The sequence below is a fragment of the Streptomyces sp. CA189 genome (assembly GCF_056428985.1).
Window position 1 is genome coordinate 1 of the sequence record NZ_JBWJVM010000031.1, and the last position, 22768, is coordinate 22768.

The 22768-nt window shown below is 70.2% G+C and carries 21 protein-coding genes and 3 pseudogenes; 17 read left to right on the forward strand and 7 right to left on the reverse strand.

Annotated features, from left to right (window positions below; translation table 11 throughout):
- The coding region (locus AC061S_RS22660) for a hypothetical protein (protein ID WP_478687775.1) at nucleotides 1-395 on the reverse strand (395 nt) is incomplete at its 3' end.
- Between the two features lie 670 nt (nucleotides 396-1065).
- Here AC061S_RS22660 and AC061S_RS22665 point away from each other — a divergent pair.
- Nucleotides 1066-1218, forward strand: a pseudogene (locus AC061S_RS22665) (hypothetical protein); the annotation flags it as partial.
- 8 nt (nucleotides 1219-1226) lie between these two features.
- On the opposite strand, the gene AC061S_RS22670 reads toward AC061S_RS22665, so the two are convergent.
- Together AC061S_RS22670 and AC061S_RS22675 are read right to left on the reverse strand one after the other, a co-directional pair.
- Nucleotides 1227-1502, reverse strand: a complete 276-nt coding sequence (locus AC061S_RS22670) for a hypothetical protein (RefSeq protein ID WP_478687776.1) — start codon at nucleotides 1500-1502, stop codon at nucleotides 1227-1229.
- A 186-nt stretch (nucleotides 1503-1688) separates the two neighbouring features.
- Nucleotides 1689-1924 (reverse strand): annotated as a pseudogene (locus tag AC061S_RS22675) (NUDIX hydrolase).
- Nucleotides 1925-3261: 1337 nt separating this feature from the next.
- Between AC061S_RS22675 and AC061S_RS22680 the strand changes: the two are divergent.
- Both AC061S_RS22680 and AC061S_RS22685 read left to right on the forward strand, forming a co-directional pair.
- Nucleotides 3262-4389, forward strand: coding sequence for a PLP-dependent cysteine synthase family protein (locus tag AC061S_RS22680; protein WP_478687777.1), 1128 nt, complete (start codon nucleotides 3262-3264; stop codon nucleotides 4387-4389).
- Nucleotides 4386-5687 (forward strand): MFS transporter, encoded by a 1302-nt coding sequence (locus AC061S_RS22685; RefSeq protein WP_478687778.1) that lies wholly within the window; start codon nucleotides 4386-4388, stop codon nucleotides 5685-5687. The genes AC061S_RS22680 and AC061S_RS22685 overlap by 4 nt, the downstream gene beginning before the upstream one ends.
- 209 nt (nucleotides 5688-5896) lie before the next feature.
- Here AC061S_RS22685 and AC061S_RS22690 read toward each other — a convergent pair whose 3' ends face one another.
- Nucleotides 5897-7237 (reverse strand): DUF2252 domain-containing protein, encoded by a 1341-nt coding sequence (locus AC061S_RS22690; protein ID WP_478687779.1) that lies wholly within the window; start codon nucleotides 7235-7237, stop codon nucleotides 5897-5899.
- Between the two features lie 132 nt (nucleotides 7238-7369).
- Nucleotides 7370-9268 (reverse strand): potassium channel family protein, encoded by a 1899-nt coding sequence (locus AC061S_RS22695; RefSeq protein WP_478687843.1) that lies wholly within the window; start codon nucleotides 9266-9268, stop codon nucleotides 7370-7372.
- Nucleotides 9269-9511: 243 nt separating this feature from the next.
- Between AC061S_RS22695 and AC061S_RS22700 the strand changes: the two are divergent.
- The 3 genes and pseudogenes from AC061S_RS22700 to AC061S_RS22710 form a co-directional block, all read left to right on the forward strand.
- Nucleotides 9512-10345 (forward strand): annotated as a pseudogene (locus AC061S_RS22700) (alanine:cation symporter family protein); the annotation flags it as partial.
- A 247-nt stretch (nucleotides 10346-10592) separates the two neighbouring features.
- Nucleotides 10593-11900 (forward strand): Na+/H+ antiporter NhaA, encoded by a 1308-nt coding sequence (gene nhaA, locus AC061S_RS22705; protein ID WP_478687780.1) that lies wholly within the window; start codon nucleotides 10593-10595, stop codon nucleotides 11898-11900.
- A gap of 21 nt (nucleotides 11901-11921) precedes the next feature.
- A complete protein-coding gene (locus AC061S_RS22710; protein WP_478687781.1) occupies nucleotides 11922-12167 on the forward strand; it encodes a hypothetical protein in 246 nt (81 codons plus the stop codon).
- A 146-nt stretch (nucleotides 12168-12313) separates the two neighbouring features.
- Here the strand turns inward: AC061S_RS22710 and AC061S_RS22715 are convergent, their stop codons facing one another.
- Nucleotides 12314-12448: a hypothetical protein gene (locus tag AC061S_RS22715; protein ID WP_478687782.1), complete on the reverse strand. Its 135-nt coding sequence runs from the start codon at nucleotides 12446-12448 to the stop codon at nucleotides 12314-12316.
- Nucleotides 12449-12620: 172 nt separating this feature from the next.
- Between AC061S_RS22715 and AC061S_RS22720 the strand changes: the two genes are divergently transcribed.
- Nucleotides 12621-12962 carry a HopJ type III effector protein gene (locus tag AC061S_RS22720; RefSeq protein WP_478687783.1) on the forward strand — a complete coding sequence of 114 codons (342 nt, stop codon included), beginning with the start codon at nucleotides 12621-12623 and terminating at the stop codon, nucleotides 12960-12962.
- Between the two features lie 191 nt (nucleotides 12963-13153).
- Nucleotides 13154-13954: a bestrophin-like domain gene (locus tag AC061S_RS22725; protein WP_478687784.1), complete on the forward strand. Its 801-nt coding sequence runs from the start codon at nucleotides 13154-13156 to the stop codon at nucleotides 13952-13954.
- Between the two features lie 72 nt (nucleotides 13955-14026).
- On the opposite strand, the gene AC061S_RS22730 is transcribed toward AC061S_RS22725, so the two are convergent.
- Nucleotides 14027-14197 carry a hypothetical protein gene (locus AC061S_RS22730; RefSeq protein ID WP_478687785.1) on the reverse strand — a complete coding sequence of 57 codons (171 nt, stop codon included), beginning with the start codon at nucleotides 14195-14197 and terminating at the stop codon, nucleotides 14027-14029.
- 46 nt (nucleotides 14198-14243) lie between these two features.
- Between AC061S_RS22730 and AC061S_RS22735 the strand changes: the two genes are divergently transcribed.
- The 9 genes from AC061S_RS22735 to AC061S_RS22775 all read left to right on the forward strand — a co-directional run bounded on the left by AC061S_RS22735 (nucleotide 14244) and on the right by AC061S_RS22775 (nucleotide 22767).
- Nucleotides 14244-14633, forward strand: coding sequence for a hypothetical protein (locus AC061S_RS22735; RefSeq protein WP_478687786.1), 390 nt, complete (start codon nucleotides 14244-14246; stop codon nucleotides 14631-14633).
- Nucleotides 14630-15748 carry a hypothetical protein gene (locus tag AC061S_RS22740; protein WP_478687787.1) on the forward strand — a complete coding sequence of 373 codons (1119 nt, stop codon included), beginning with the start codon at nucleotides 14630-14632 and terminating at the stop codon, nucleotides 15746-15748. The genes AC061S_RS22735 and AC061S_RS22740 overlap by 4 nt, the downstream gene beginning before the upstream one ends.
- Nucleotides 15749-16194: 446 nt before the next feature.
- Nucleotides 16195-17442 (forward strand): ATP-binding protein, encoded by a 1248-nt coding sequence (locus AC061S_RS22745; RefSeq protein ID WP_478687788.1) that lies wholly within the window; start codon nucleotides 16195-16197, stop codon nucleotides 17440-17442.
- Nucleotides 17439-18293 (forward strand): roadblock/LC7 domain-containing protein, encoded by an 855-nt coding sequence (locus AC061S_RS22750; protein WP_478687789.1) that lies wholly within the window; start codon nucleotides 17439-17441, stop codon nucleotides 18291-18293. The genes AC061S_RS22745 and AC061S_RS22750 overlap by 4 nt, the downstream gene beginning before the upstream one ends.
- Nucleotides 18286-18678, forward strand: a complete 393-nt coding sequence (locus AC061S_RS22755) for a DUF742 domain-containing protein (RefSeq protein ID WP_478687790.1) — start codon at nucleotides 18286-18288, stop codon at nucleotides 18676-18678. Before AC061S_RS22750 ends, AC061S_RS22755 begins: the two co-directional genes overlap by 8 nt.
- A 5-nt stretch (nucleotides 18679-18683) precedes the next feature.
- Nucleotides 18684-19244 (forward strand): GTP-binding protein, encoded by a 561-nt coding sequence (locus AC061S_RS22760; protein WP_478687791.1) that lies wholly within the window; start codon nucleotides 18684-18686, stop codon nucleotides 19242-19244.
- A gap of 10 nt (nucleotides 19245-19254) precedes the next feature.
- Nucleotides 19255-20634 (forward strand): cytochrome P450 family protein, encoded by a 1380-nt coding sequence (locus AC061S_RS22765; protein WP_478687792.1) that lies wholly within the window; start codon nucleotides 19255-19257, stop codon nucleotides 20632-20634.
- Between the two features lie 103 nt (nucleotides 20635-20737).
- A complete protein-coding gene (locus AC061S_RS22770; RefSeq protein WP_478687793.1) occupies nucleotides 20738-21985 on the forward strand; it encodes a cytochrome P450 in 1248 nt (415 codons plus the stop codon).
- Complete coding sequence (locus AC061S_RS22775; RefSeq protein WP_478687794.1) at nucleotides 21982-22767, forward strand: enoyl-CoA hydratase/isomerase family protein; 786 nt, start codon at nucleotides 21982-21984, stop codon at nucleotides 22765-22767. The genes AC061S_RS22770 and AC061S_RS22775 overlap by 4 nt, the downstream gene beginning before the upstream one ends.
- Nucleotide 22768 lies beyond the last annotated feature (1 nt).

Here is a 22768-nt window from a genome sequence, read left to right on the forward strand (position 1 = left end):
GCCTCCCCGGCCACCAGGTCCACGGCATTCGCATCCGGGACGATCCCCGCCACCGGCGGGAAGAACATCGACCCGTCCCCGTCCGCCACGTTCACGACCACACCCGCCGGACCATCGGCCATCGGAACCAAAGCGTCCACCAGCCGCGCACCCAGCACCGAGAGGAACTCCCACTCCCGGCCGGACTCCCCGCCCGCCGCGGCGAACCGGGCCAGCGCCTCCTCGTCCGTGAACGCGTAGATCCACCGGATGCCACCCGAAACCGCCGACATCAGACCACCATCGGGACCATCAGCGAGCGGAACCAGCAGGACAGCCCGCCGGAACTCCCCCACCAGACGGTCCGGATCGCCCAGCCCGCCCCGTATCGCGGCGATTTCTCCGGTCAGTTGCATGGCCCGTATCCCCTCCAGCGCCGGACAGCGTCTTAGAAGGGAACGCTATCGGGGCCCCCGCCGGTTCCGCTCAAGACCCCGGAGACGCCTCCAGTACCAGCCGGATCGACTCCTCGCACCCGTCAATGATCCGTATGGCCTACGGACCGGCCCGGCCGGAAACCGCGCAGGTGTTGGTGCGCATGTTCCGCACCCCGCCGGGAGTTGTGGAGCGGGCCGGCGCAGGGAGGGATCGGGCGTCGATGCAGGTGCTCGGAGGTCCGGACGAAGCCTGAGCGGACACCCGATGCCTTTCCCCGAAGGTGGGGTCGTGCCGTAGCAGACAGGGACGGCCACCAGCGAGGATTCCGGTCGTGACCACTGACCAGAACCTCCTTCCCCTCCGCTCGACGCACTCGGCACCCGTGGTGTTCTGTGCGGGAGCAGCGATCGGCGTTCTGGGCGGGATGATCGGGCTGGGCGGCGCGGAGTTCCGACTGCCGCTGTTGATCGGCCTCTTCGGGTTCGCCGCGCTCTCGGCCGTCATCTTGAACAAGGCGATGAGCTTGGTCGTGGTCCTGTTCGCGCTGCCCGCCCGGCTGGCAGCGGTCCCGGCCGCCGAGGTGGCCGCATCGAAGCCGCCAGCACCGCCAACCTGCCCACCCTCCAGTCATTCGCCCGCCACCTCGAACGCGACCTGGACCCCGTCACCGCCGGCTTCTCCCTGCCCTGGAACTCCGGAGTCGTCGAAGGTCAGGTCAACCGAATCAAGATGCTGAAACGTCAGGTGTACGGTCGTGCAGGATGCGAACTGCTACGAAAGCGCGTCCTGCTCCACTCCTGAAAACCCACTCAAGACGTGTCCTCGACCAGCCCGAATCCTTCCGGGAACCCTTCCAAGAACTCCCGTCGGGCTGGGTCGGGCTCGGCCTCGGCCATCGCCCTGACCAGATCGATCAGCTCCTGCCGCTGATCAGCCGACAGTTGGCTGAACAGGTGGGCGACGCCCTCCAACACCTTCACGGCATCGTCCGGGTCCATCTGCTCGTCTTCGCTGCCCTCAATGAACCACAGGGCACCGACCAAAGCCTCGGCCAAGGAGTGGGTCAGAGACGGATACACGGGCATCACAGTGGCCTCCCAGCAGGTCAACGGCAGAGTCCGGCCCACCACACCCCACTGACATCACTTTCCGTGAGCCTCCACAAGATGTGGACCAGAGCCGCTTGTGACCTACGCAGCCAGGCAGCGATCTCGTGGGCCAGATCCCGGGCCGCCGGCTCCCGACGCATCTGCGGCTCGCAGATGGGCCGATCAGCCGAGTGCACCGTCCAAGTACGCCTCCACCAGTCCGAAGAGCCCGTGCGGCGACCCACGCGATCTCGGCGACTTCCCGCTCTGCCGCGAGTACATCGCAGGCCGTGTAGGACATCAGTCGGCCGGTAGCGGGATGAATCCGCTCGCTGAGCAGCTCACGTGCAACCACCCGCAGACCGCTCTTCCTGCGCCTCCCGGACAGCAGCAGCCTCACGTAACTCCCCCGGCTCCACCTTGTCAGCGGGGAACTGTCAGGACAGTTGCCCCTTCGCCGCCGAACACGCCGGACCGGTGCTCGGTCGTGGCGCTCATCCCTTCCTACAGAGCCTGCGCGGGAGGGTAGTTGGATCGCATGCTCTTCCAGGAGGGGCACCCAGGACCCGGCGAGTACTGGATACGATCACGGCATGATTGCAGCGTGGTCGCATTCCGGCGGCCGGTCACCCCTCTCGCAGGTGTGCCGACTGGTCAGTGCCGGGCTGGCCCTGCTGCTTCTCGCCCTGTTGGGCGTGTGCTGCTCGCTGTCGGCACACGACGACGGGGCCGCCGCGCCGGTCGCCTCCGCATCCCTTGCACCCGTGGCAGTCCAGACGGCGGGGCACGACACGGGCTGCTCCGAGGACGAAGGCCACTCCACGGACGACGAGGGTGCGCGGCGCTCGAGTGCACCGTCATACGCGGCGGACAAGCCCGTCCTCCGCGTCGTGCAGGCCCAGGAGCAGGCTTCCCGGACTCCCTGGTGTGCGCGGCCGGCTGAACAGGTGAAGCGATCTTCTGCCACACCCTCGGCACACCTCGGATCACAGGCCGTCCTTCAGGTGTAGGCGTCGGAGCAGTCCGACGACACTCCATGCGTTGCGGGATTCACGGATTTGCCCACACGACGGCGATAGGTTCAACCGTCTCGTCCTCTGGCGCCCGAAATCCCCCTGCCCCGCGCGCACCCGCCCGCGTCACTTCTCCGTCCATCGGCCGAGGAAGCGACTGCCGCACGGAGGACCTGTGCTCCGCTTCCCCCTGCCACGCCTTGCTCGCCGGCTGCCGTCCTGGCCCGGCATCCTGCTCGCCTGCGCACTGAGTGTGCTGCTCCTGGCTGCCGTCCACTGTTCGTCCTACCTCGTCAACGACGGCCACCAGCACCTCTCCCTTTCCGATCCGGCCACGTCGGGCGGACACGAAGAGCTCCCACACGATCTCCAGTCACCGGACCATCCTCAGCACGAGCACGGTTCCGCGTGCGTTTCGCCCTGCCTGACCACGTGGGACTCAGGCGCGGTGCAGCGCCCGGCCGAGACGGCCGCAGCCCTTGTTCCACAAGAGCCCGGGGCGGTGCACACCACGCCGGTGACCGCGGTGCTGCCCGCCCCCGGTAGATCGCCCATAGCCCGCACCGGTCGCTCCACGCTGGCCGACGTCTGCCGGTGGCAGATCTAGACCACTCGTCCCGTCCCGCAGCCGCACGCGGCTGCGCACGCCGTCCTCCGGGGCCGGAACCCCTGTTCCTGATGCCTCCGACCACGGCGCGCCCTCCGAACGAGTAGTCGACTCCACCACGAACGAAGGCACAGCCATGCATGCTTCGATCACCGACACGTCAGCCACGGGCCGCACGGCCTTGTCAGAACTGGTGGGCAACACCCCCCTGTTGCGCATCTCCGAACCCCTCACCCCGGCCGGACGCGGCTTCTGGGCGAAGCTGGAGGGCTTCAACCCCGGCGGCATCAAGGACCGTCCCGGACTGCACATGGTCGAACGGGCCCGTGCCCGCGGCGACCTGAAGCCCGGCGCGAGGATCATCGAGTCCACCAGCGGAACCCTGGGCCTGGGCCTCGCTCTGGCGGGCATGGTCTACGGGCACCCGATCACGCTGGTCACCGATCCGGGCCTTGAGCCCTCCATGACCCGGCTGCTGGCCGCGTACGGTGCCCAGGTCGACATGGTCTCCGAGCCGCACCCCACCGGCGGCTGGCAGCAGGCCCGCCGCGGCCGCGTGCGGCAACTCATGGACCAGCACCCGGACTCCTGGTGCCCGGACCAGTACAACAACCCCGACAACACCACCGCCTACACGCCGCTCGCCCTCGAACTGGCCACCGAGCTGCGACACATCGACGTTCTGGTGTGCAGCGTCGGCACCGGTGGCCACTCCGCCGGGATCTCCCGGGTACTGCGACAGCTCTACCCGGATCTGACGCTGGTAGGAGTGGACACCATCGGCTCCACGATCTTCGGACAGCCCGCCCGGCCGAGGCTCATGCGCGGGCTGGGGTCGAGCATCTACCCCCGCAACGTCGCCTACGACAACTTCAGCGAAGTGCACTGGGTCTCCCCCGCCGAAGCCGTGTGGACCTGCCGCCAACTGGCCGGCTCCCACTACACCACCGGCGGATGGAGCGTGGGAGCAGTCGCGCTGGTCGCCGGCTGGCTCGCCCGGTCCCTTCCCGAAGACGCACGGATCGCGGCCGTCTTTCCGGATGGCCCGCAGCGCTACCTCGGCACCGTCTATGACGACGGCTACTGCGCCGCCCACGGTCTGCTCGACTCCCCGCCCGCCCTGGAACCGGACCTGATCGGCCGCCTGGACGAGAAGGAGGTCACCCGCTGGACCCGCTGCACCACCGTCGTCGACCCGCTCACCCTCGCAGGCGACGGCAAGAACGACCTCTCCGGCGCACCTGAGGCTCGGGAGGCCCTGTGAAGGGCACGATCGAGCAGGTCCGCTCGTACGACAGCAGCGTCCAGCTCCTGATGATCAATCAGTTCACCATCAACCTGGGCTTCTACATGCTGATGCCCTACCTGGCCACCCACCTGGCCGGGCCGCTGGGCCTCGCGGGCTGGCTCGTCGGGCTGGTCCTCGGCGTACGGAACTTCAGCCAGCAGGGCATGTTCCTCATCGGCGGGACCCTGGGAGACCGACTCGGCTACAAGCCCATGATCATCGCGGGACTCGTGCTGCGCGTCATCGGATTCGCGACGCTCGGCCTGGCAGAGTCGGTGCCCGCGCTCCTGGCCGCGTCGGCGGCCACGGGCCTGGCAGGGGCCCTGTTCAACCCGGCCACCCGGGCCTACCTGGCGGCAGACGCGGGTGAGCGCCGCGTCGAGGCGTTCGCTCTGTTCAACGTCTTCTACCAAGCGGGCATCCTGCTCGGTCCGTTGGTCGGCATGGTGCTGACCAGCGTGGACTTCAGCGTCACCTGCCTGGTGGCGGCCGGCATCTTCGCGATCCTGAGCATCGTCCAGATCCGGGCCCTGCCCGCCCGTCGCGCCGCCCACGCCGACACGGCGGAGGGCGAGCGCGAGGGAATCCTGCGGCAGTGGCGGGGGATGTTCTCGAACCGTCCGTTCCTGCTGTTCTCCCTGGCCATGATCGGCTCGTACGTCATGACCTTCCAGGTCTACCTGGCCCTCCCGCTGGAGGTCAGGCGCCTGGGCGGTGACGGGGCGTTCGCCGCCGCCGCGGTGGCGGCCCTGTTCGCCGTCTCCGGGCTGAGCACGATCGCCTTCCAGACCAGGGTCACCGCCTGGTGCAGCGCCCGGATGAAACCGGGCAGCGCGCTCACCTGGGGACTACTGACGATGGGAGCGGCTTTCGTCCCGCTCCTCCCGGCCTCGGCGGTGCCGGTGCCGGACGGCGGGGTGGGTCTGTGGCTCCTGGCCGCACTGCCGGCGGCCATGGCGGCGCTGCTCCTGGCGGTGGGGACGATGATCGCCTACCCCTTCGAGATGGACACCATCGTCCGCCTCGCCGGCAACCGTCTCGTGGCCACGCACTACGGCCTGTACAACACCATCTGCGGAATCGGCATCACCGTCGGCAACCTGGGGATGGGCATGGCGCTGGACGCGGCCCGGGAAGCTCGGGTGCCCGCGCTGCCATGGGCGGCGCTCATCCTGCTCGGCCTTGCCTGCGCGACGGCGCTCCACAGGTTGAACCGCACCGGCAGGCTGTCACCCGGGCAGGTGGAGGGGGAACGCAGGACAGTGGGCGCCTGACCGACGCCGAGCCGTACGAGCGCGGGGTGGCGGCCACTGCCGCTTCCCTGCCCGCTCGGTGAGGCTGTCGAAGCGGCTCGGGCAAGCACACGGCTGCGCGGGCCGGCGGAACACCGCCGGCCCGCGCAGTCCTGTCGTCCGCGTGGACCGCCGACTCGACCGGGCAGCATCGACCTCCGCTGCGCGGGACCCGCCCGGAGCCGGGCCGCTCAGACTCCGCTGATGGCGGTAACGGCGCCGGCGGCGACAGCTCCGGTCAGCAGGGCGTGATCGGCGGCGGTCCGGTCGGCGTAGCGGAGGGCGAAGTCGGCGACGGCGCGCTCGAAGGTATCGGCACTGCCCAGGTATCCCGCGATGGCGATGCGGTCACCGGAGCGGGCATGGGCGCGCGCCAGCGCCCTGCCGCACAGCCCGGCGTACCGGCCGAGGACGACCCGGGACATGGTCGCGACATCGGCCGATCCCTTCATGTCGCGCAGTTGCCGACCGTAGAAGTGGCGCCCCTCGGGGCCGCTCATCCAGCCGAGGAAGATGTCGCTGGTGGCCTGCAGAAGCCTCTGGCCCGCCACGACCCGGTGGCCGTGGTGATCATGGCCGTCGGCCGGGAGGTGGCCTTGCAGGACGGACGGACCTGCCTCCTTGATCTGCAGGAAGAGCGGGTCGTCGTCGTCACGGCCGGTGAGCAGCACGATGTAGCAGCGGGTCCCCACGCTCCCGACACCGACGACCTTCCGTGCCGCGTCGACGAATCGGTACCGGTCCAGCAGGAGGCGGCGCTCCTCGGGAAGTGTGCTGCGGTACTCGCTGAAGACCGCGCCCACGGCCTGTGACTCGGCTCGGGCCAGCGGTTCCAGCAGGGGCGGATCGTGGACGATCCGCCGGCCGCCGTCGCGGACCTCGGTCAGCTTCTCCAGAGCACGAAGGCTGGTACGGCCGCGGGCGCGCGCCAGGCCGGCCTCGACCCGGCCGCGCAGCTTGGGCTTGCGAATGAGGGGCAGCAGATCGGCGGTGTCGATCCGGTGGTACCAGACCTCCAGTTCGCCCTGCCCGGCGAGTTCCCTGATGGTCTGCCGGTAGGACCGGGCCGCCGAAAGGGCCGATGCTCTGGCCCAGTCGTCGCCGTGACCGTTCTGGCGTGCGGCCACCGCGACGCTCGCGGCGAGCCGTTTGACGTCCCACTCGAAGGGGCCGGGCAGGGTCTCGTCGAAATCATTGAGGTCGAAGAGCAGGGAACGTTCGGGCGAGGCGAACATGCCGAAGTTCAAGAGGTGCGCGTCCCCGCACAGCTGGACGGTCAGGCCCGTGTCCGGCTGGGCGGCCAGGTCGGCGGCCATGACCGCGGCCGCGCCACGCAGGAACGCGAACGGCGAGGCCGCCATTCGGCCGTAGCGGATCGGCAGCAGCTCCGGAACCCGGTCGGCCGCCTGCCGCTCCAGCGCCCCGACGGGATCGGGCCGGTCGGCCGACGCGGTCCACCGTCCGTGCGAAGCACGGCTGACGCTCTTGCGCACGGCCCGCCCGCGTCGGGACCGCTCACCCGGACTGGTCATGCTCCGCTCCTTGTCGCCGGTCCCCCTCATCCTGAGCGCACGGCGGCCGAAGCGCATGTCACTGCGCGCGCACCCGTCTGCGCGGGACCCGCGCCTGGCCGACGTAGGCCGACGCATACCCCGGGCGGGGTTTCAGGGCTGGGACGTACGCGTCGCCCTCCGCCCGAGCAGTTCTGCCAGCCCCCGGCGAGTGGCGGCGACGACGACGCGGTCCTCGCCTCTGAGTACGTAGCCGGGGTGCAGGTTCCACATCAGTCCGGGGCCGCGTACGGGGCCGTCGCCGGTCGCGGTGGCGAGGTCGGGGCGCCGGTCTTGCGGCAGGGACGCGTCCAGGGCGATCACCCGCCAGGAGCCGGGGCGGAAGGACTCGGTGATCGTGCGCCCCTCCAGCTGAGGGTGCCCGGACACGTCGAGGGCGGCGAACACCAGGACGCGGCGCTCCACCGGTATGGCGCCGAGGATCTGGCGGCCCATCATCGCTCCGGCGAAGGCGGGTGCCGCGAGGTGGGTGACGCTGCGGCTGCGGGTGAGGGCGGCCGGGTGTGCGGCGCGCAGGGTGCGGTAGACGGCGGTGGCGAAGCCGTCGTCGTACAGGCGCATCACGACCCGCAGGTCGGGCGTGACGGCCCGCGCGTACAGGGCGGCTTCGAGATTCGTGGTGTCGGAGCTGGTCAGTGCGAGCAGGCCGTGAGCGCGGTGGACGCGGGCGGCCTCCAGTACGCCCTCCTCGGTGATGTCGCCGAGGACCACCGGCACGCGCAGGCGCCGGGCCAGGGCCAGACCCCGGGCCTCGGGGTCCGACTCCACGCACACCACAGGGATGTCCAGCTCCCGCAGCCGCGCCAGCACCCGGGACCCGATCTTGCCCAGGCCGAGCAGCACGACGTGGCCGGACAGCCCGCGGGGCGGGCGGCGTAGAACGGTCGCCGTACGGAACGCGCCCAGGGCCTCCAGCGCGGCCGCGACCAGGACCGGGAGCAGGAGCAGGCCGACGAACCCGGCCAGGATCTGCAGCACCTGACGCTCGGTCGGCTCCTCCACGGCCGGGTCGTTGATCGCGAAGATGTCGAGGAGGGTGATGTACGCGGCGTGCAGCGGATGGTCGCCCGTGGTCATCCAGGACGCCACCGCGAGCGCGGCCACGGCCGCCACGATCCCGGCCAGCGACCAGCGCAGCCGACGCGAGAACAGGGAGGCCACGGGCAGTGAGGCGGCGGACAGCCGCCCGCCGGAGGGGGCGGGACCGGCGTGGGAGACCGCTTCCAGGGCGACGATGCCCCGCCCGGTGGCGGCCGCCACCGCCCGGTCGTCAGGCAGTAGTTGGGGCCCACGGTCTCCGCTCAGTTCCGACGCCTCTCCGCCGGCCGGGTCGGCGGACGTGGCCGACAGCAGCGCCAGGGTGCACAGCCCGGCATCGGCGACCTCTCCCCGCCCCGGAGGCGTGCGCTCCACCGCGCGCAGCAGCAGGCCGTCCGCCTGGACGACCTTGCTGGTACCGGCGACCGCGCTGGCCGCCAGCGCCGGAGCTGCCGTGTCGGCGTCCGAGAGCACCGTCGTCGAGGAGTCCAGCTTCCGCAGGTCGATCCCCGGCTCGGCGACGATCGCCGCCTGGTCGAGGAGCTCCTCCAGGTGCTGGCCGAGCTTGCGGTTGTAGAGCCGGATCACCAGGCGCAGACGGGGGTTGAGGCGCCGGGCCACCAGGGCTGCGCCCACGTTGGTGTCGTCGTCCTCGTAGACCAGCGCCAGCGCGGCGGCCCCGGCCACCCCCGCGGCGGCCAGCACCTCCTCGTCCGGTTCAGCCGCCTCCAGGACCCGCAGCTCGCGCGGGGCCGGCTGGTCCCCGGACGGCGTACGCGACCGCATCACCGGCACGCGCCCGAACAGACCACGCCCGCCGCCACCCCGGCCCCGCGCCACGCTCGGCTGTGCGGCACGGGCGGCCGGCATCACCAGGGTGACCCGCTCCTCGTACACCTCCTGCAGTTCGGCGGCGAGCCGACGGGCCAGCCCGTCGTCCCCGCACACGATCATCCGCCGTGCGGTTTCCGGCTGTTGGGGTTGTGCTGAGATCGAAGACACCGCCACAGAATGCCGTGCCGGGCTGACAATCCCATTTCCCCGATACGTCCTACTCGGCAGCCCCGGCGGTAGATCCACTCGAGTGGCATCGGAGGACGCCGTCGTGCCGGACAGCGGGGCGAACGCGGCGGCGATCCGAGCTCGGCGGGGCGATCTCTCCTTGCGCGACGCGGACGGCTGACGTGGGCCACGCGCCTCTTCGGCGGCAACCTCTTCCAGGTCAACCAGTCCTACGCGCAGCTCGTCTCCGTCACCGGCGGCGACATCGGCCTGATGGGCTCCTCGGCCGGCGCGCTGTTCTTCGGCATCCTGATCGCCGCCCTGGTCGGCGTCGTCCTGCTCGGCGTCGTCCTGCTCGGCGCCGTCCTGCTCGGCGCCGTCCTGCTCGGCGGCATCCGCTCCATCGCCTCCGTGACCAGCAAGCTCGTCCCGGCGATGGCCGGCAACTACATCGTCGCCTGCCTCGTGGTCATCCTGGTCAACGTCTCCGCGGTGCCGTCGGCCCTCTCCTCGATCATCGAGGGCGCCTTCAACCCGCAGGGTGTCGCCGGTGGTGTCCTCGGCGCGCTGATCGTCGACTTCAAGCGGGCCGCGTTCTCCAACGAGGCCGGTCTCGGCTCCGCCCCGATCGCCCACTCCGCGGTCAAGACCAAGCACCCCGCCAGTGAGGGCCTGGTCGCCCTGCTGGAGCCGTTCATCGACACCGTGGTCATCTGCACGATGACCGCCCTGACGATCGTCATCGCCAACCCGGCCAGCTGGGGCGAGGCCCGCAAGGGCGAAGGCCCGGGCGCGGTCGCCGGTTCGCTGCTCACCCTGCAGACCCTGATCGACATGGCCGACGCGGTGCTCTTCATGCTCGCCGTCATCAACACCATCGGCCTGTACCTCCTGGCCCCCGTGGTCAAGCGGGAGCTGAACAGCTTCCTCGACTTCGTCCGCCGCCGCGACGCCGGCCTCGACGCGGACACCGAAGCAGGCGAGGACGACGAGGACGACGACCGGGAGCTGGTGAAGACCACCGTCTGACCACCCCCGCGGCCCGGCTCCTGAGCGGGCTCGTACACCCCTCGCGCCTTGGCGTGTACGGGCCCGCTCAATGCGTTCTTGCAGGTGAGGACCCCTCTAGCGGGATCCTGACATCTCCCCTAGGGTGTAAAGAACGCGTCAATGCGGCGGCTGAGCCGCCCTGGACGCGCGGTGTGCCGGGAAGTCTGGTCGGCGTCCTAGGGGCCGTATGCCCATCTCCAGTCGACGCCCCGGAAGGCCCTTCACCATGAGCAGCCCGCGACCTCGCATCGTCTTCGGCCTCATGCCGTGGCCCGAACGCCAGGCCGTCGCGTCCGCCCTGCGCACCGAGACCGTCGGCGGCCTCGTCCTCCTCGCCGCAGCCGTCATCGCGCTGATCTGGGCGAACAGCCCGCTGGGCGACGTGTACGAAGCGATACGCGACTTCCACTTCGGCATACCCGCCCTCGGCCTGGACCTCTCCGTCGGACACTGGACCGCCGACGGCCTCCTCGCGGTCTTCTTCCTCGTCGCCGGCATCGAGCTGAAGCGGGAGCTCGTCGTCGGCGAGCTGCGCACCCCCGCCACCGCCGCCCTCCCGGTCATCGCCGCGGCGTGCGGCATGGCCGTACCGGCCGCCCTGTACGCGCTGACCACCGGCCTCGGCGGCGGCAGCCCCGCCGGCTGGGCCGTGCCGATGGCCACGGACATCGCCTTCGCACTCGCCGTCCTCGCCATCATCTCCACGCACCTGCCCGCCGCGCTGCGCGCCTTCCTCCTCACCCTCGCCGTGGTCGACGACCTCGGCGCCATCCTCATCATCGCGATCTTCTTCACCAGCGACCTGAACCTCTGGGCCCTCGGCGGAGCCTTCGCCGGACTCGCCCTCTTCCACCTCCTCCAGCGGCTCCGCGTCCGGGGCTGGTGGTGGTACGTGCCGCTCGGCATCGCGATCTGGGCCCTCATGTACAACGGCGGTGTCCACGCCACCGTCGCCGGCGTCGCCATGGGCCTCATCCTGCGCACCACCCGCGACAAGGACGAGGAGGCCTCCCCCGCCTCTCGCGTCTCGCACGTGCTGCACCCCTTCTCCGCCGGAATCGCGGTCCCCCTCTTCGCCCTCTTCGCCGCCGGCGTCAGCATTTCCGGTCCCGCCCTGGCGCAGGTGTTCACCAGCCCCGAACCCCTCGGCATCGTCGTCGGCCTCGTCGTCGGCAAGGTCATCGGGATCTTCCTCGGCACGTACCTGGCCGCCCGCTACACGAAGGCACGACTCAACCCCGACCTGGCCTGGGCCGACGTCCTCGGCCTGTCCGTCCTCGCCGGCATCGGCTTCACCGTGGCCCTCCTCATCGGTGAACTCGCCTTCCCCGGACAGGCAGTCGGCGAACACGTCAAAGCAGCCGTCCTGATCGCCTCCGTCACCGCAGCCGTTCTGGCAGCCGTACTGCTGCGCCGCCGCAACACGCTCTACAAGCGCCTCTACGAGGAAGAGAACGTCGACGCGGACGCCGACGGCATCCCCGACATCTACCAACGGGACCAGGTCGAATTCCCCGCCCGTCATCCCAACTGACCGCATCGGAGGGACGGCACCATGGCGATCACCCTGCTCGGCATCGCCATCGTGGTGACGTTCGACGACGCCACGGGGATCGAGGTCGCACGGAGCACGCCGGTCGCCACCCTGTACGGACACGAGGGCACCAGCGCCTGGGGGTGGACCGTGTACGTCAATACCCAGCCGAGTAACGCGTGCGGCGGAGCGGCGAACACCCTCACCGTGTTCACCGGCAGCAACAGCGGCGCGGCCGACTACCCGTTCATGCTCCTGGTCCCCTGACCTCCTCCCACGCCGGCCCGGCTGGAGACGAGACCGCCGACCTGGGTCAGCGCTGGACGTCACCCTCTTCCGCTCGCTCACAGGCTCTATCCGGCCGACCGCCGAGAACACGGCGCACGGCCGGGAAGGAAGGATCTGTACGCGTCCTACGCCCGCGCCGCCGCGAAGGTGTCGGCGGTCGGCACCCTGCTGGCCGAGAAGAACGTCTCGTCGGCGCGGCCGAGCACCGCCCAGGCCAACAACACAGGAGTCTTCTGCGTGAAGGTGTCGGATCCGGACATCGAGTAGCAACCGCACCAGTCGCGTAGAGATGGGCCCCGAGGTGCCTCGTGACCTGCGGAGATGCTGCTCGTTCGGACGTGTCGCGCGGTTCCTGCCGGCCGGCCTCGAGGGGGTAATGTCGTCCGGTCACGGACGGCAATCGGATCGTCTGTTCAAGCCAGGGGAGCCAACATGACTGATCTGAACTCGCTGCGGGCGAGCCTTGCGTCGGGTGAGCACGAGTTCGCCGACACCTTGGCCTTCGTCGCCGCGCATTACGAGTACCAGCCGCAGGCGTTCCGCAACGGGGAGCTGGAAAACGCCGCAGGTGAGAACGAGGGCTCCTGCAAGACGCTGGGACTGGCCCTGCTGGAGGGGCTGAGCGACCAAGAAGCGCTGTTGGCATTCGGTGAGCACTATCGCAGCGTGCTGGCGACGCCGGACGACACCGATCACAGCAACATTCGCAACCTCATGGCTCATGGCCTCGAAGGGGTGAGCTTCGCCGGGCAGCCGTTGGCCCGCAAGAGCTGAACGAGGAGGCCTTCGCCCTCGCCCGCCCGGTGTCCAGGGTCCGGCGGCCCGGCTCCCGGGTGGTGCGGGGCGTCTGTTCGGGGAGGCCGTCGGGTGGAGCGCCACGGGGCCGTTCGGGTGGGGGGCCGGGCGCGGCGGCGGGAGGGGTGCCTGGGTGGGGCTGGAGGATGCCGTGACGGGAGGTGCGGCCGGTGGTCATCATCGTGGTGCTGGTGCTCGCGCTGGTGGCGTCGTTCGCCGCGAACCGGTACCTGCGACCGCGGCTGGTCCGCGCGAGCGAGCAGGGTATGGGTGTCCAGGACCTGATCGGCCCGATGCAGACCCTGACGATCCTGCTGCTGGCCTTCGTGCTGGTGACCGCTTCGGGCTCGTACGGGCTGGCCGACAGCGCCGCCCGGCGGGAGGCGCACGAGCTGGCCCACCTCGCGTCGATGGCGGGCTACGCCCCCGAACCGCAGCGGACCCGGCTGCTCGAGGACACCGTCTGCTACGCGCGGACGGTGCGGTTCGCGGAGTGGCCGGCCATGGCCGAGGTCCGCGCCTCCTCCGCCTCCGACGAGTGGAGCGGCGATTTCCCCGAGGTGTTCCGGCAGTTGCGCGCCGAGCAGTCCTTCGGAATGCTGATCGCCGCCGACGACCAGCGGGCGCTGGCCCGCGAGGAGCGGCTGGCCCAGGCGTCCCCCAGCATCCCGGCGCCCATGTTCTGGTTCCTGCTGTGCGCGCTGACCGTGACCGTGGTCTCCCTCGGCGTCGCCGTGCCCCACCGGGACAACCGCGGACAGCTCGCCGCCCTGGTCGTCGTCACGGTCCTGCTGGGCAGCGCGCTGTTCATCATCCGCGACGTGGACCGCCCCTTCGGCTGGCTGATCAACGTGCCGCCCAAGGCGATCACGGCCGTCGAGGCGCAGACCCTGCGCACTCTGCGGTCCTCACGTCCCCAGGCCGTCCTCCCCTGCGACACCCGGGGGAACAGGACCCGGGCCAAGGTGTGAGCGGACGCCGTTCGGCCGTGCCCCCGCCGGTACGGCCACGGGTTGGGTACGCGGTCGCCCCGGCGCGGGCACTCACCGCTCCCGGCTGGTGACCAGCAGCCCCCGGGTCCAGGCGATGAGCTGTCGCACGATGGCTGTGGCGTGTGCGCTGCGGCGGCGGGAGAACGGCAGCACCAGCAGGGCGGGCACGGAGGCCAATGTCACGATGACGACGGGTACGAGCGCGAGCCCGACGATGAGCACCCGCGCGGCCCATCGGGCGCCGGCAATGAACGGGGAGCGGGGCGAGGTGCCGGAGGTTGCGGCCCTCGGCAAGACGTTGACAGGGCTGTTCAAGACCCTGGGCGTCTCACAGGAGGCGTACGCGGTCCGCGTCGCCTTGGACGCCGCCACCGTCTCCCGGTTCCTGCGCGGGCGCCGGGTCGCCACCGAGGACTTCATCGGCCGCCTCGTCCGCGAGGCGGAGCTCAAGCTCGGGGCCCCGCTCACAGAGGAGGTCAAGGCCGAGGTTCACCGCCGGCGTCTGGCGGCCCTGGAAGCCACCAACCCCGCCGGGTACGAACTGGAGTGCCTGCGCCAGGAGATGACGCGCTCCCAGCGCACGCTCGCCCGCCTGACCGTCAGGAGGAGGCGCTGCACGACCTGTTGGCGAAGCGCGAGTCCGAGGTCCGGTCCGTGAGGGGCGAACTCGACGCCCTCAACCGCGACTGGTCGGCTGACCTGACCGCCGCCACCCGACGCGAGGTCGAGCTCCGCACCGCGCTCGACGACCACACCGCCGTCCGCGACGCCCTCCTGGCCGAGATCACGAAGCTTCGCGCCGGTCTGGCCGATACGTCGGCCCTGCGGGCCGATGCGGAGGACCACTGCCGGGACTTGGAGGAGCGGGTCCTGGCCATGGAGGAGGAGTTGGCCGAGCTGCACCGGGACGATGGGGGGCCGATCGGACCGCTGCTGGAGCGCCTTGAGGGGTTCCGGTCCAGCGGTGACGTACGCACGCTGGGCCGCGAGCTGGCCGACGTGGCGTGGGAACGTCCGGCCGCGGAGATCGTGCTGGTGCTGCAACGGCTCGGGGAGGCGGGTGAGCGTTCCAGGGGCGAGTCCTTGCTCAGCGATGCCGCTCAGGCCCGGTCCCTCGGCGTCGTCACGGAGATCGGTGACCTGATGACGCAGGGGCCGTTCCAAACGGCCTTCAGATTTCATCTCGTCCGGTGCGCCGCCCGGTTCCGGTCCGTACCCGAGCTGGCCGTGCTGCAACGTCACTGGCAGGGCGGGGCTTGGCCCCCGTCGGGCGCCGTCCTGGTGTGCCTCGTACGGACGGACCGCCCTGCCGCCGAGGTGTTGGAGGTGATCTCGCTCCTGTCCGACGAAGGCGCACCCGTCGTGCCGAGCCTGTCGGCGGCTGCGGCCGCCTACCGTCCGTCCGATCGTGTCGTGGCCGTTCTCGCGGAGCTCGCGTATCGCGGTGACGAGCGCCTCGTCCGGGTCCCGCTGCGCCACCTGATGAGGTACGTCCACGCTTCGGGGCTGGGGCAGTCCTTTTCCGCCGATCTGATGACGCTCCCCGAGGACCGACGGCGCGCGCTGTCGGCACACATGGCCGCGGCACCGCTGAGGACCCTGCTGGACTTCCTCGACACTCTCAATTCCTCGCCCAGGACGTCCCAGGCGGCCGCGGAGCTGCTCGAACGGGTCGAGGCGACGGGCCGCGGGGCCGACGTGCGTTCGTACCAGGGGAAGCGCGCCCGGGCCTACCCGCACCACGAACCGGAGGAGTGGACGGACGACAGGTGACCGCTCACCGCGTCTCGGGGCCGGCCCGCACGACACCCCGCACGACACCCCGCTCGCGCCCCTCGCGGATTCCACTGACGAGCGGTTGACGGCGCCTCAGGCAGATGTGAGAGATCGCCACTCCTCGCGTGAAGAACTGTTTAACGGATCGGTGACGGGAAGGGTGGCCGACGGCAGAGGCGAGGGGCCGAAAGGCCATGTCAACCAGCGCCTATGGCAGGCTGGTTGGGCGTATGCGGCGTCACGGCGGGCGTCCGAGGGGCGGAAGATCCGGTGATAACATCCCCGGGTCTGTGATCTTGTTCCATTTTGACGCAGATGCTGATGTGTGATCGGCGGCATGCTCACCGCGTAACTGCAGGTGAACCGTGCCGATCAGCTGTGTTGCGGGGCCTCGCGAGGTGTTTCTGCAGCCGTCCGCATGGCACGCGCCGGGAAAGGTTTCCATGAATCGAGACGCACTTGTGTGGTGCCTGGTTGCGGTGGCGGCGATAGCCGTCGTCGCGGTCGTGGCACTCGTCGCCCGCAACAGAGCACTGGGGGCGAAGAAGGAGCACACCGAGGCCGAACTGAGGCACCGGCTCCTCTCGGCGGACAGCCAACTGCACGCGTCGTACGCCGAGCTGCAGCGGTTCCGGAACGAGCAGGACGCCACGCTCCGCGAAGCCAAGGAAGCGGCGGAGGAGAACACCAAGGCCGTCCTCAAGGGCGCCGCCAGCCTCCTGCAGAGCCTCGCGGCCGAACAGACGACGCTCCTGGACGGCATCCAGCGCAAGTACGGCGGACACACCGTCCTCAGCGACCTGTTGGACGTCAACCACGCCAACGCCCAGATGGCCCGCAAGGCTCAGGGCATCGCCGTCATGTGCGGTGCGCCGCTCGGCCGTCGCAACAGGCCCGCCAGCGTCTACGACGTGGTGCGCAGCGCCCAGGGGCAGATCCGCAACTTCAACCGGGTCGCCATCATGCAGCAGACCAGCCTCGCCCTGAAGTCGTCCGCGGTCGCGCCGGTCGCCCTCGCCGTGGCGGAGCTGCTCGACAACGCGGCCAGCTTCTCGCAGCACGACGCACCGATCGAGGTGACGTTCCAGCGCGTCCAGAACAACCTCTGCATCGTCATCGACGACGCCGGTGTCAGCATGAACGACGAAGAGCGGCAGCGGGCCACCGCGCTGCTCTCGGGAGAAGTCGCCCCCCGTCTGTCGCAGCTCGGGACTCAGCCGAAGTTCGGCTTCCCGGTCATCGGCCTGATCGCGCGTCAGCACGGTTTCAAGGTCGACGTCACCGGAGTCTCCAGGTACGGCGGCGTCAGGGCCGTCGTCCTCTTGCCCGAGGAGCTGTGGACCATGGAGGAGATACCGCCCGCCCCGCAGGCCGCCCCGCAGGCCGCCCCGCAGGCTCCTGAGGCCCCGAAGGCTCCCGAGGCCCCGGTCAGCGATATCCGGCGTGCCACCGAGAGCCGGCCGCAGCCGAGCGCGGCCTCGCGCACGATGCACGGTCTGCCCAAGCGCGGCGCACGCCAGGCGCCCATCGCGAGCGTCCCCGATCCCGATCCCGACACCGCCGTGCCGGCGCCACGGACCCCGGGGGAAACGGGCCGCGCCTCCGGGCGCAGTCTGGGGGCCTTCCAGCGCGGCACGCTCTCCGGTCGCAACCTTGACGCCACCTCGTTCGAAGGGCCCGAAGAGGCATGACCGCAGACCTGTCGTGGATGCTCGAGGACATCGTGCACAACGTGCCCCACGCACGGCACGCCGTCCTGCTGTCCGCGGACGGCCTTCCGCGCGGCGCGACCGAGGGCCTGGCCGAGAAGGACGTACGCACCATCTCCGCGGCCATGGCCGGGATGCAGTCGCTCAGCCGGGCGACGGCACACTTCGCCGGACCTGAGGAGGACCGGCAGTGGAACCAGACGATCATCGAGTTCTCGCACGGCTGGAGCTTCCTGATCGGGGCGGGGCAGGGCTCCTACCTCGCCGCCGCGGCCGCGCCCGATGTGGACATGCAGCAGATCTCCTTCCGCATGCACCGCCTCGTCGCCCGACTGGGCAACAACCTCACCTCGCCGCCGCGGGTAAGCTCCGAGGAGGCCGGAGGTCCACGGGCGGGCGTCCCCCGGCAGCAGGGATCCGGTGACACGGGATTCGCCCTCGGCGAGCTCGACCAGGTGATGTCCGAGGTCAAGGGCGCCCGCCACGCCGTGCTGCTGGGATCGGACGGCCTTCCCCGCGGGGCGACCAGCGGGATGAACCGCGACCTCGCGGACACGATCTCCGCGGCGATGACGGGCATCCACGCCTACAGCCGGGTGACCTCCCAGTTCGCGGGGGTCGTCGAGGACGCGGAATGGCGTCAGACGGTCATCGAGTTCCAGCACGGCTGGATCTTCCTGATGACGGCCGGACCCGATGCCTTCCTCGCCGCGGCCGCCGAACACGACTGCGACATCGAACAGTTCACCACGCGTCTGCACGAGGTGGTTCCCCGACTGACCGCGACGGCGACGGCGACGGCGGGACAAGGGAAGGGGACGCGCCATGCCTGATGGGTTCGAACAGGATGAAGAGCTGGAACTGACGTCTCCGTTAGTCCCCCTCTTCGTGATCACGAACGGACGAGCGCTGCCCCCGGACCACGAGTACGAGCACACGACGCTCGTGACGGCGGCGGTGGAGAACGGACAGGCCGCGGCCCGCACGCTGTCCCCGGAAGCGGGGCAGGTCATGGACCTGGTGGCGAACGGCTTCCTGTCCGTGGCCGAGGTGGCGGGGCACACGCACCTGCCCCTGGGCATCGTCCGCATCCTGCTGGCGCAGTTGGAGGAGGACAACCTCATCCTCGCGAGGACACCGATACCGCGCGCCGAACGTGTCGACAGAGAACTGGTCAGCGCCGTGCTCGAGGGCCTGAAGAATCGATTCGGAGCGTAACCCCCGTGTACCTGGATCCAGATGTCTCCCACGCGGTGAAGATCCTCATAGTGGGGCACTTCGGGGTCGGCAAGACCACCTGTATCGGCAGTCTCTCCGAGATCGAACCCCTGCGGACCGAGGAAGAGATCACCGAAGCCAGCGTGGGCTTCGATGACCTGTCGGGCACGCCCGACAAGACGACCACCACCGTCGCCATGGACTTCGGCCGGCTCACCCTGAGCGACACCCTGGTGCTCTACCTCTTCGGAACACCCGGCCAGGAGCGCTTCAAGGAGATGTGGGAGGAGCTCTCCCGGGGGGCTCTGGGCGCGCTGGTCCTCGTCGACCCGGAGCGACTGCACGAGTCCTTCCCCGTCCTGGACCTCGTCGAACGCTTCGGCCTGACGTACGCCATCGCCGTGAACCACTTCGAGGGCACCACGCACTACCCGCTCGACGAGGTGCACGAGGCGCTGAACCTCACCGCCGAGACCCCTGTCGTGGAGTGCGACGTACGGGACGAGAACTCCTCCGCGCGGGCCCTCATCACCCTCGTGAAACACCTCATGTCCCAACTCAGCTAGGAGCCCCGGAATGCAACAGCCGCTCGAACCGCAGGAGATACCCCCCGGCTGCCCCGCGCACGGGAACGTCCAGCTGTACGGCCCCGAGTTCGGAGCCGACCCCGACAGCCACTACGCGCAGCTGCGTCTCTTCGGCCACAGCGCACCCGTGGACATCGCCCCCGGCGTCCAGGCCGAACTCGTCACGAGCTACGACGCCGCCCTGTACGTCCTGCAGAACCCCGCTTCCTTCGTACGCGACTCCCGCCGCTGGAACGCCCTCAACGAAGGCCGCGTCCCCGCCGACAGTCCCGCGCTGCCCATGATGGGTTACCGCCCCAACGCGCTCTTCAGCGACGGTGCAGCACATGCGCGACTGCGGCGGGCCGTCACCGACAGCCTCGCCACGGTCAACGAGCACCAGCTCATCAGGCAGACGCAGCAGTCCGCCAACTACCTGATCAGCCAGTTCAGTACCGACATCCGCGGCCAGGCGGAGCTGATGTCCGAGTACGCCCAGCCGCTGCCGCTGCTGGTCTTCAGCGACCTGTTCGGCTGCCCGCCCGAGATCGGCGACCGCGTGATCGCCGGCATCAGCGGCATCTTCGAGGGGACGCCCGGTGCCGACGAGGTGCTCGGCGGGGCGCTCACCGAGCTGATCGAACTCAAGCGGCGGCGCCCGACGGACGACCTGACGACCCGGCTGATGGAGCACTCGGCCCAGCTGAGCGACGAGGAGGTGCTGCACCAGCTCGTCACCCTGCTCTCCGGTGGCACCGCGCCGCTGGCCGCGGCCATCGGCACCAGCAGCGCCCTGTACCTCGGAGAGGACTGGCAGGCCGGCCTTCCGGTCGAGGACGCGGTCTCCCAGACCCTCTGGAACTACGCGCCGATCGCCAACTACGCGGTTCACTACCCGACTCACGACGTCGAGCTCGGCGGCAGGGTGGTCCGGACCAACGACCCGGTCCTCATCTCGTTCGCCGCGGCCAACACCGACCCGAAGCTGACCGAACACCGCGAACAGCTCAGCGCTAAGGCGCACTTGGCGTTCGGGGCGGGCCCGCACGCCTGCCCCGCCAAGGACCCGGCTTTCATGATCGCCGTGACTGCCGTCGAGACGCTGCTCAACCAGCTCCATGACGTCGAGCTGCGGGTCCCGTTCAAGTCGCTCACCTGGGCGCCGAGTCCGTGGAGCCGCTCGCTGGTCACGCTCCCGATCCGCTTCACCCCGAAGGCCGTTCCCCCGGCGGCCGGGTCGGCCGGCTCGCACGCGGGCCAGCCCTTCCCGCAGCAGGCGGCCGCCCCCGCGCCCGCCAGCTCCGGACCCTCGCGCGCGAACGCCGGGGCCGCGCAGCAGTCCAAGGGCGGCCTGTTCAGCCGCTTCCTGGCGTGGACCAGGGGCGAGTGAGGCAAGTGTGATTCTAGTAACTTCCTGAGTACTCAGTGGTAGTGGATGCGCTAACGATCATGCGGGTATGCATGGCGGCTGGTTCTCAGAAAGGAGCCGCCATATGGGCGTTGCCACTATCCCGACGTACGACCGCCGGGCGTCCGCCTCCCTCTTCTCCCGTCTACGGACGGCCGGAGGGCAGGCCGACCCCTTCCCCATCTACAGCGAACTCCTCGCGCGGGGAGAGGTGGTGCCCGCCCCCTGGGGCGGTTTCGCCGTAACGGGCTTCGCCGCCTGCGACCAGGTTCTGCGCAGCCGTCAGTGGCTGGAGCCCGACCGGGAATGGCGCGAGCGCCAAGGGGCCGGGACGCGCTGGAACGCGCCCTCTTCGCGCGAGATGGGCAACACGCTCGCCGCGCTCAACCCCCCTGACCACACCAAGGTGCGTCGGGCGGCGGGCACCTTCGACCGGGGCACCGTGGAGCGCATCGGCCGCAATGTGAAGCGGACCGCGAATCAGCTCCTCGACGCCTTCACGGAGCGAATACGCACCGGCGAGGCGGACTTCTCGGAGCTGGTCTGCGAGGAGCTGCCCGTCGCCGCCATAGGCGACTGGCTGGGGCTACCACAGGCCGACTGGCCCAGGCTCCGGGCGTTGACGCACGATCAGGTCTTCACCCAGGAGCTGCTGCCGTCGGCCAGCCAACTCGCATTGTCCGACGCCGCCACGGCCGAACTCCGCACGTACTTCATGGACTTGGTGCGTGACCGGCGCTCCCGCCCCGGCGATGACCCGGTCACCCGGTGGATCCAGACGTGGGACGCGATCGAGCCCGACCAGGACAAGGCCGACGAAGCGGTCTACTTCCTCGTGTTGTTCGTCCTGCTGGCCGCCCTGGAAACCACCGCGACCCTCCTCTCGACGATGACGCTCCGGCTCGTCGAGAGTCCGGACCGCTGGGCCATGGTCGCCGACAACCCGGGCCTCGTGGCCGGCTTCGTGGAGGAGACCCTCCGCTACGACCCGCCCACCCACGTGATCAGCAGGATCGCATCGCAGGACTCCGTGCTGGGCGGCTTCGAGATCCGCCGCGACGAGATGGTCCACCTCATGATCGGCGCGGCGCACCGAGACCCGGCCAGGCACGGCGACCCGAACCGGTTCGACCCCGAACGGGCCGCCGACCACCTCGCGTTCAGCGGCGGCATCCACTACTGCCTCGGCGCGCCGCTGGCCCGCCTCGAAGCGCAGACCCTTCTCCACCAACTGGTCCAGCGCCTTCCCCGCCTCACTCTCGTACGCCCCCCGTCGATGGCGCCCCGTGTGGCGTTCCGGCGACTCCTGAACCTGGACGTAGCACTCGCATGACCGACTCCACCCCCACCCCCGCACGCGTCCGGACCGCTCCCAAGGCGATTCGCACCGAGCAGGAGGGCCCCGTACTGCATGTCCGCCTCAACCCCTGGGGGCAGGAGGACACGTTGGACACCGTGGTCCTCGACGATCTCATCACCCTGCTCGACGAACTGCACGAGAGACCCGACGTCCGGATCCTGACGCTGTCGTCGCTGGGTGCGGACTTCTGCCTGGGTGCCGACCGCAACGAGTACCAGGAGGCGTTGGCCGCCGATCCGTCCGGAGTGGGCCTGCGGCGCATCGCCGACAAGGCGCACCGCCTGTGCCAGGCCCTGGAGAACACCCACGCGGTCACCATCGCCCGGCTGCACGGGCGGGTCATCGGCGCGGGTCTCGCCCTCGCCTCCTTCTGCGATCTGCGCGCCGGTGCCGACACCAGCCGCTTTCGCATGCCGGAGGTGGGCATCGGGCTGCCGCCGGCGTGGGGCGGGGCGATGGGACGCCTGGTCTCCGAGGTGGGCGCCTCCAGGATCCGTGAACTCATGCTCACCTGCGACGTCTTCGACGCCGACACGGCACACCGCATCGGTCTGCTCCACCGGACCGCCCCGCTCGACCAACTGGACAAGGTGATCGATTCCTGGACCAGGCCCCTCGTCCGGCGCTCGCCCGAAGCGCTCGTCCTGACCAAGCGGATGCTGGCCGGGTATGCACGGGCGGACAGGACGGCAGACGTTTCCCTGCTCGATTCCCACCTCCTGGCAGCCACCCTCCAGCAGCACACGAGGGGCTGAT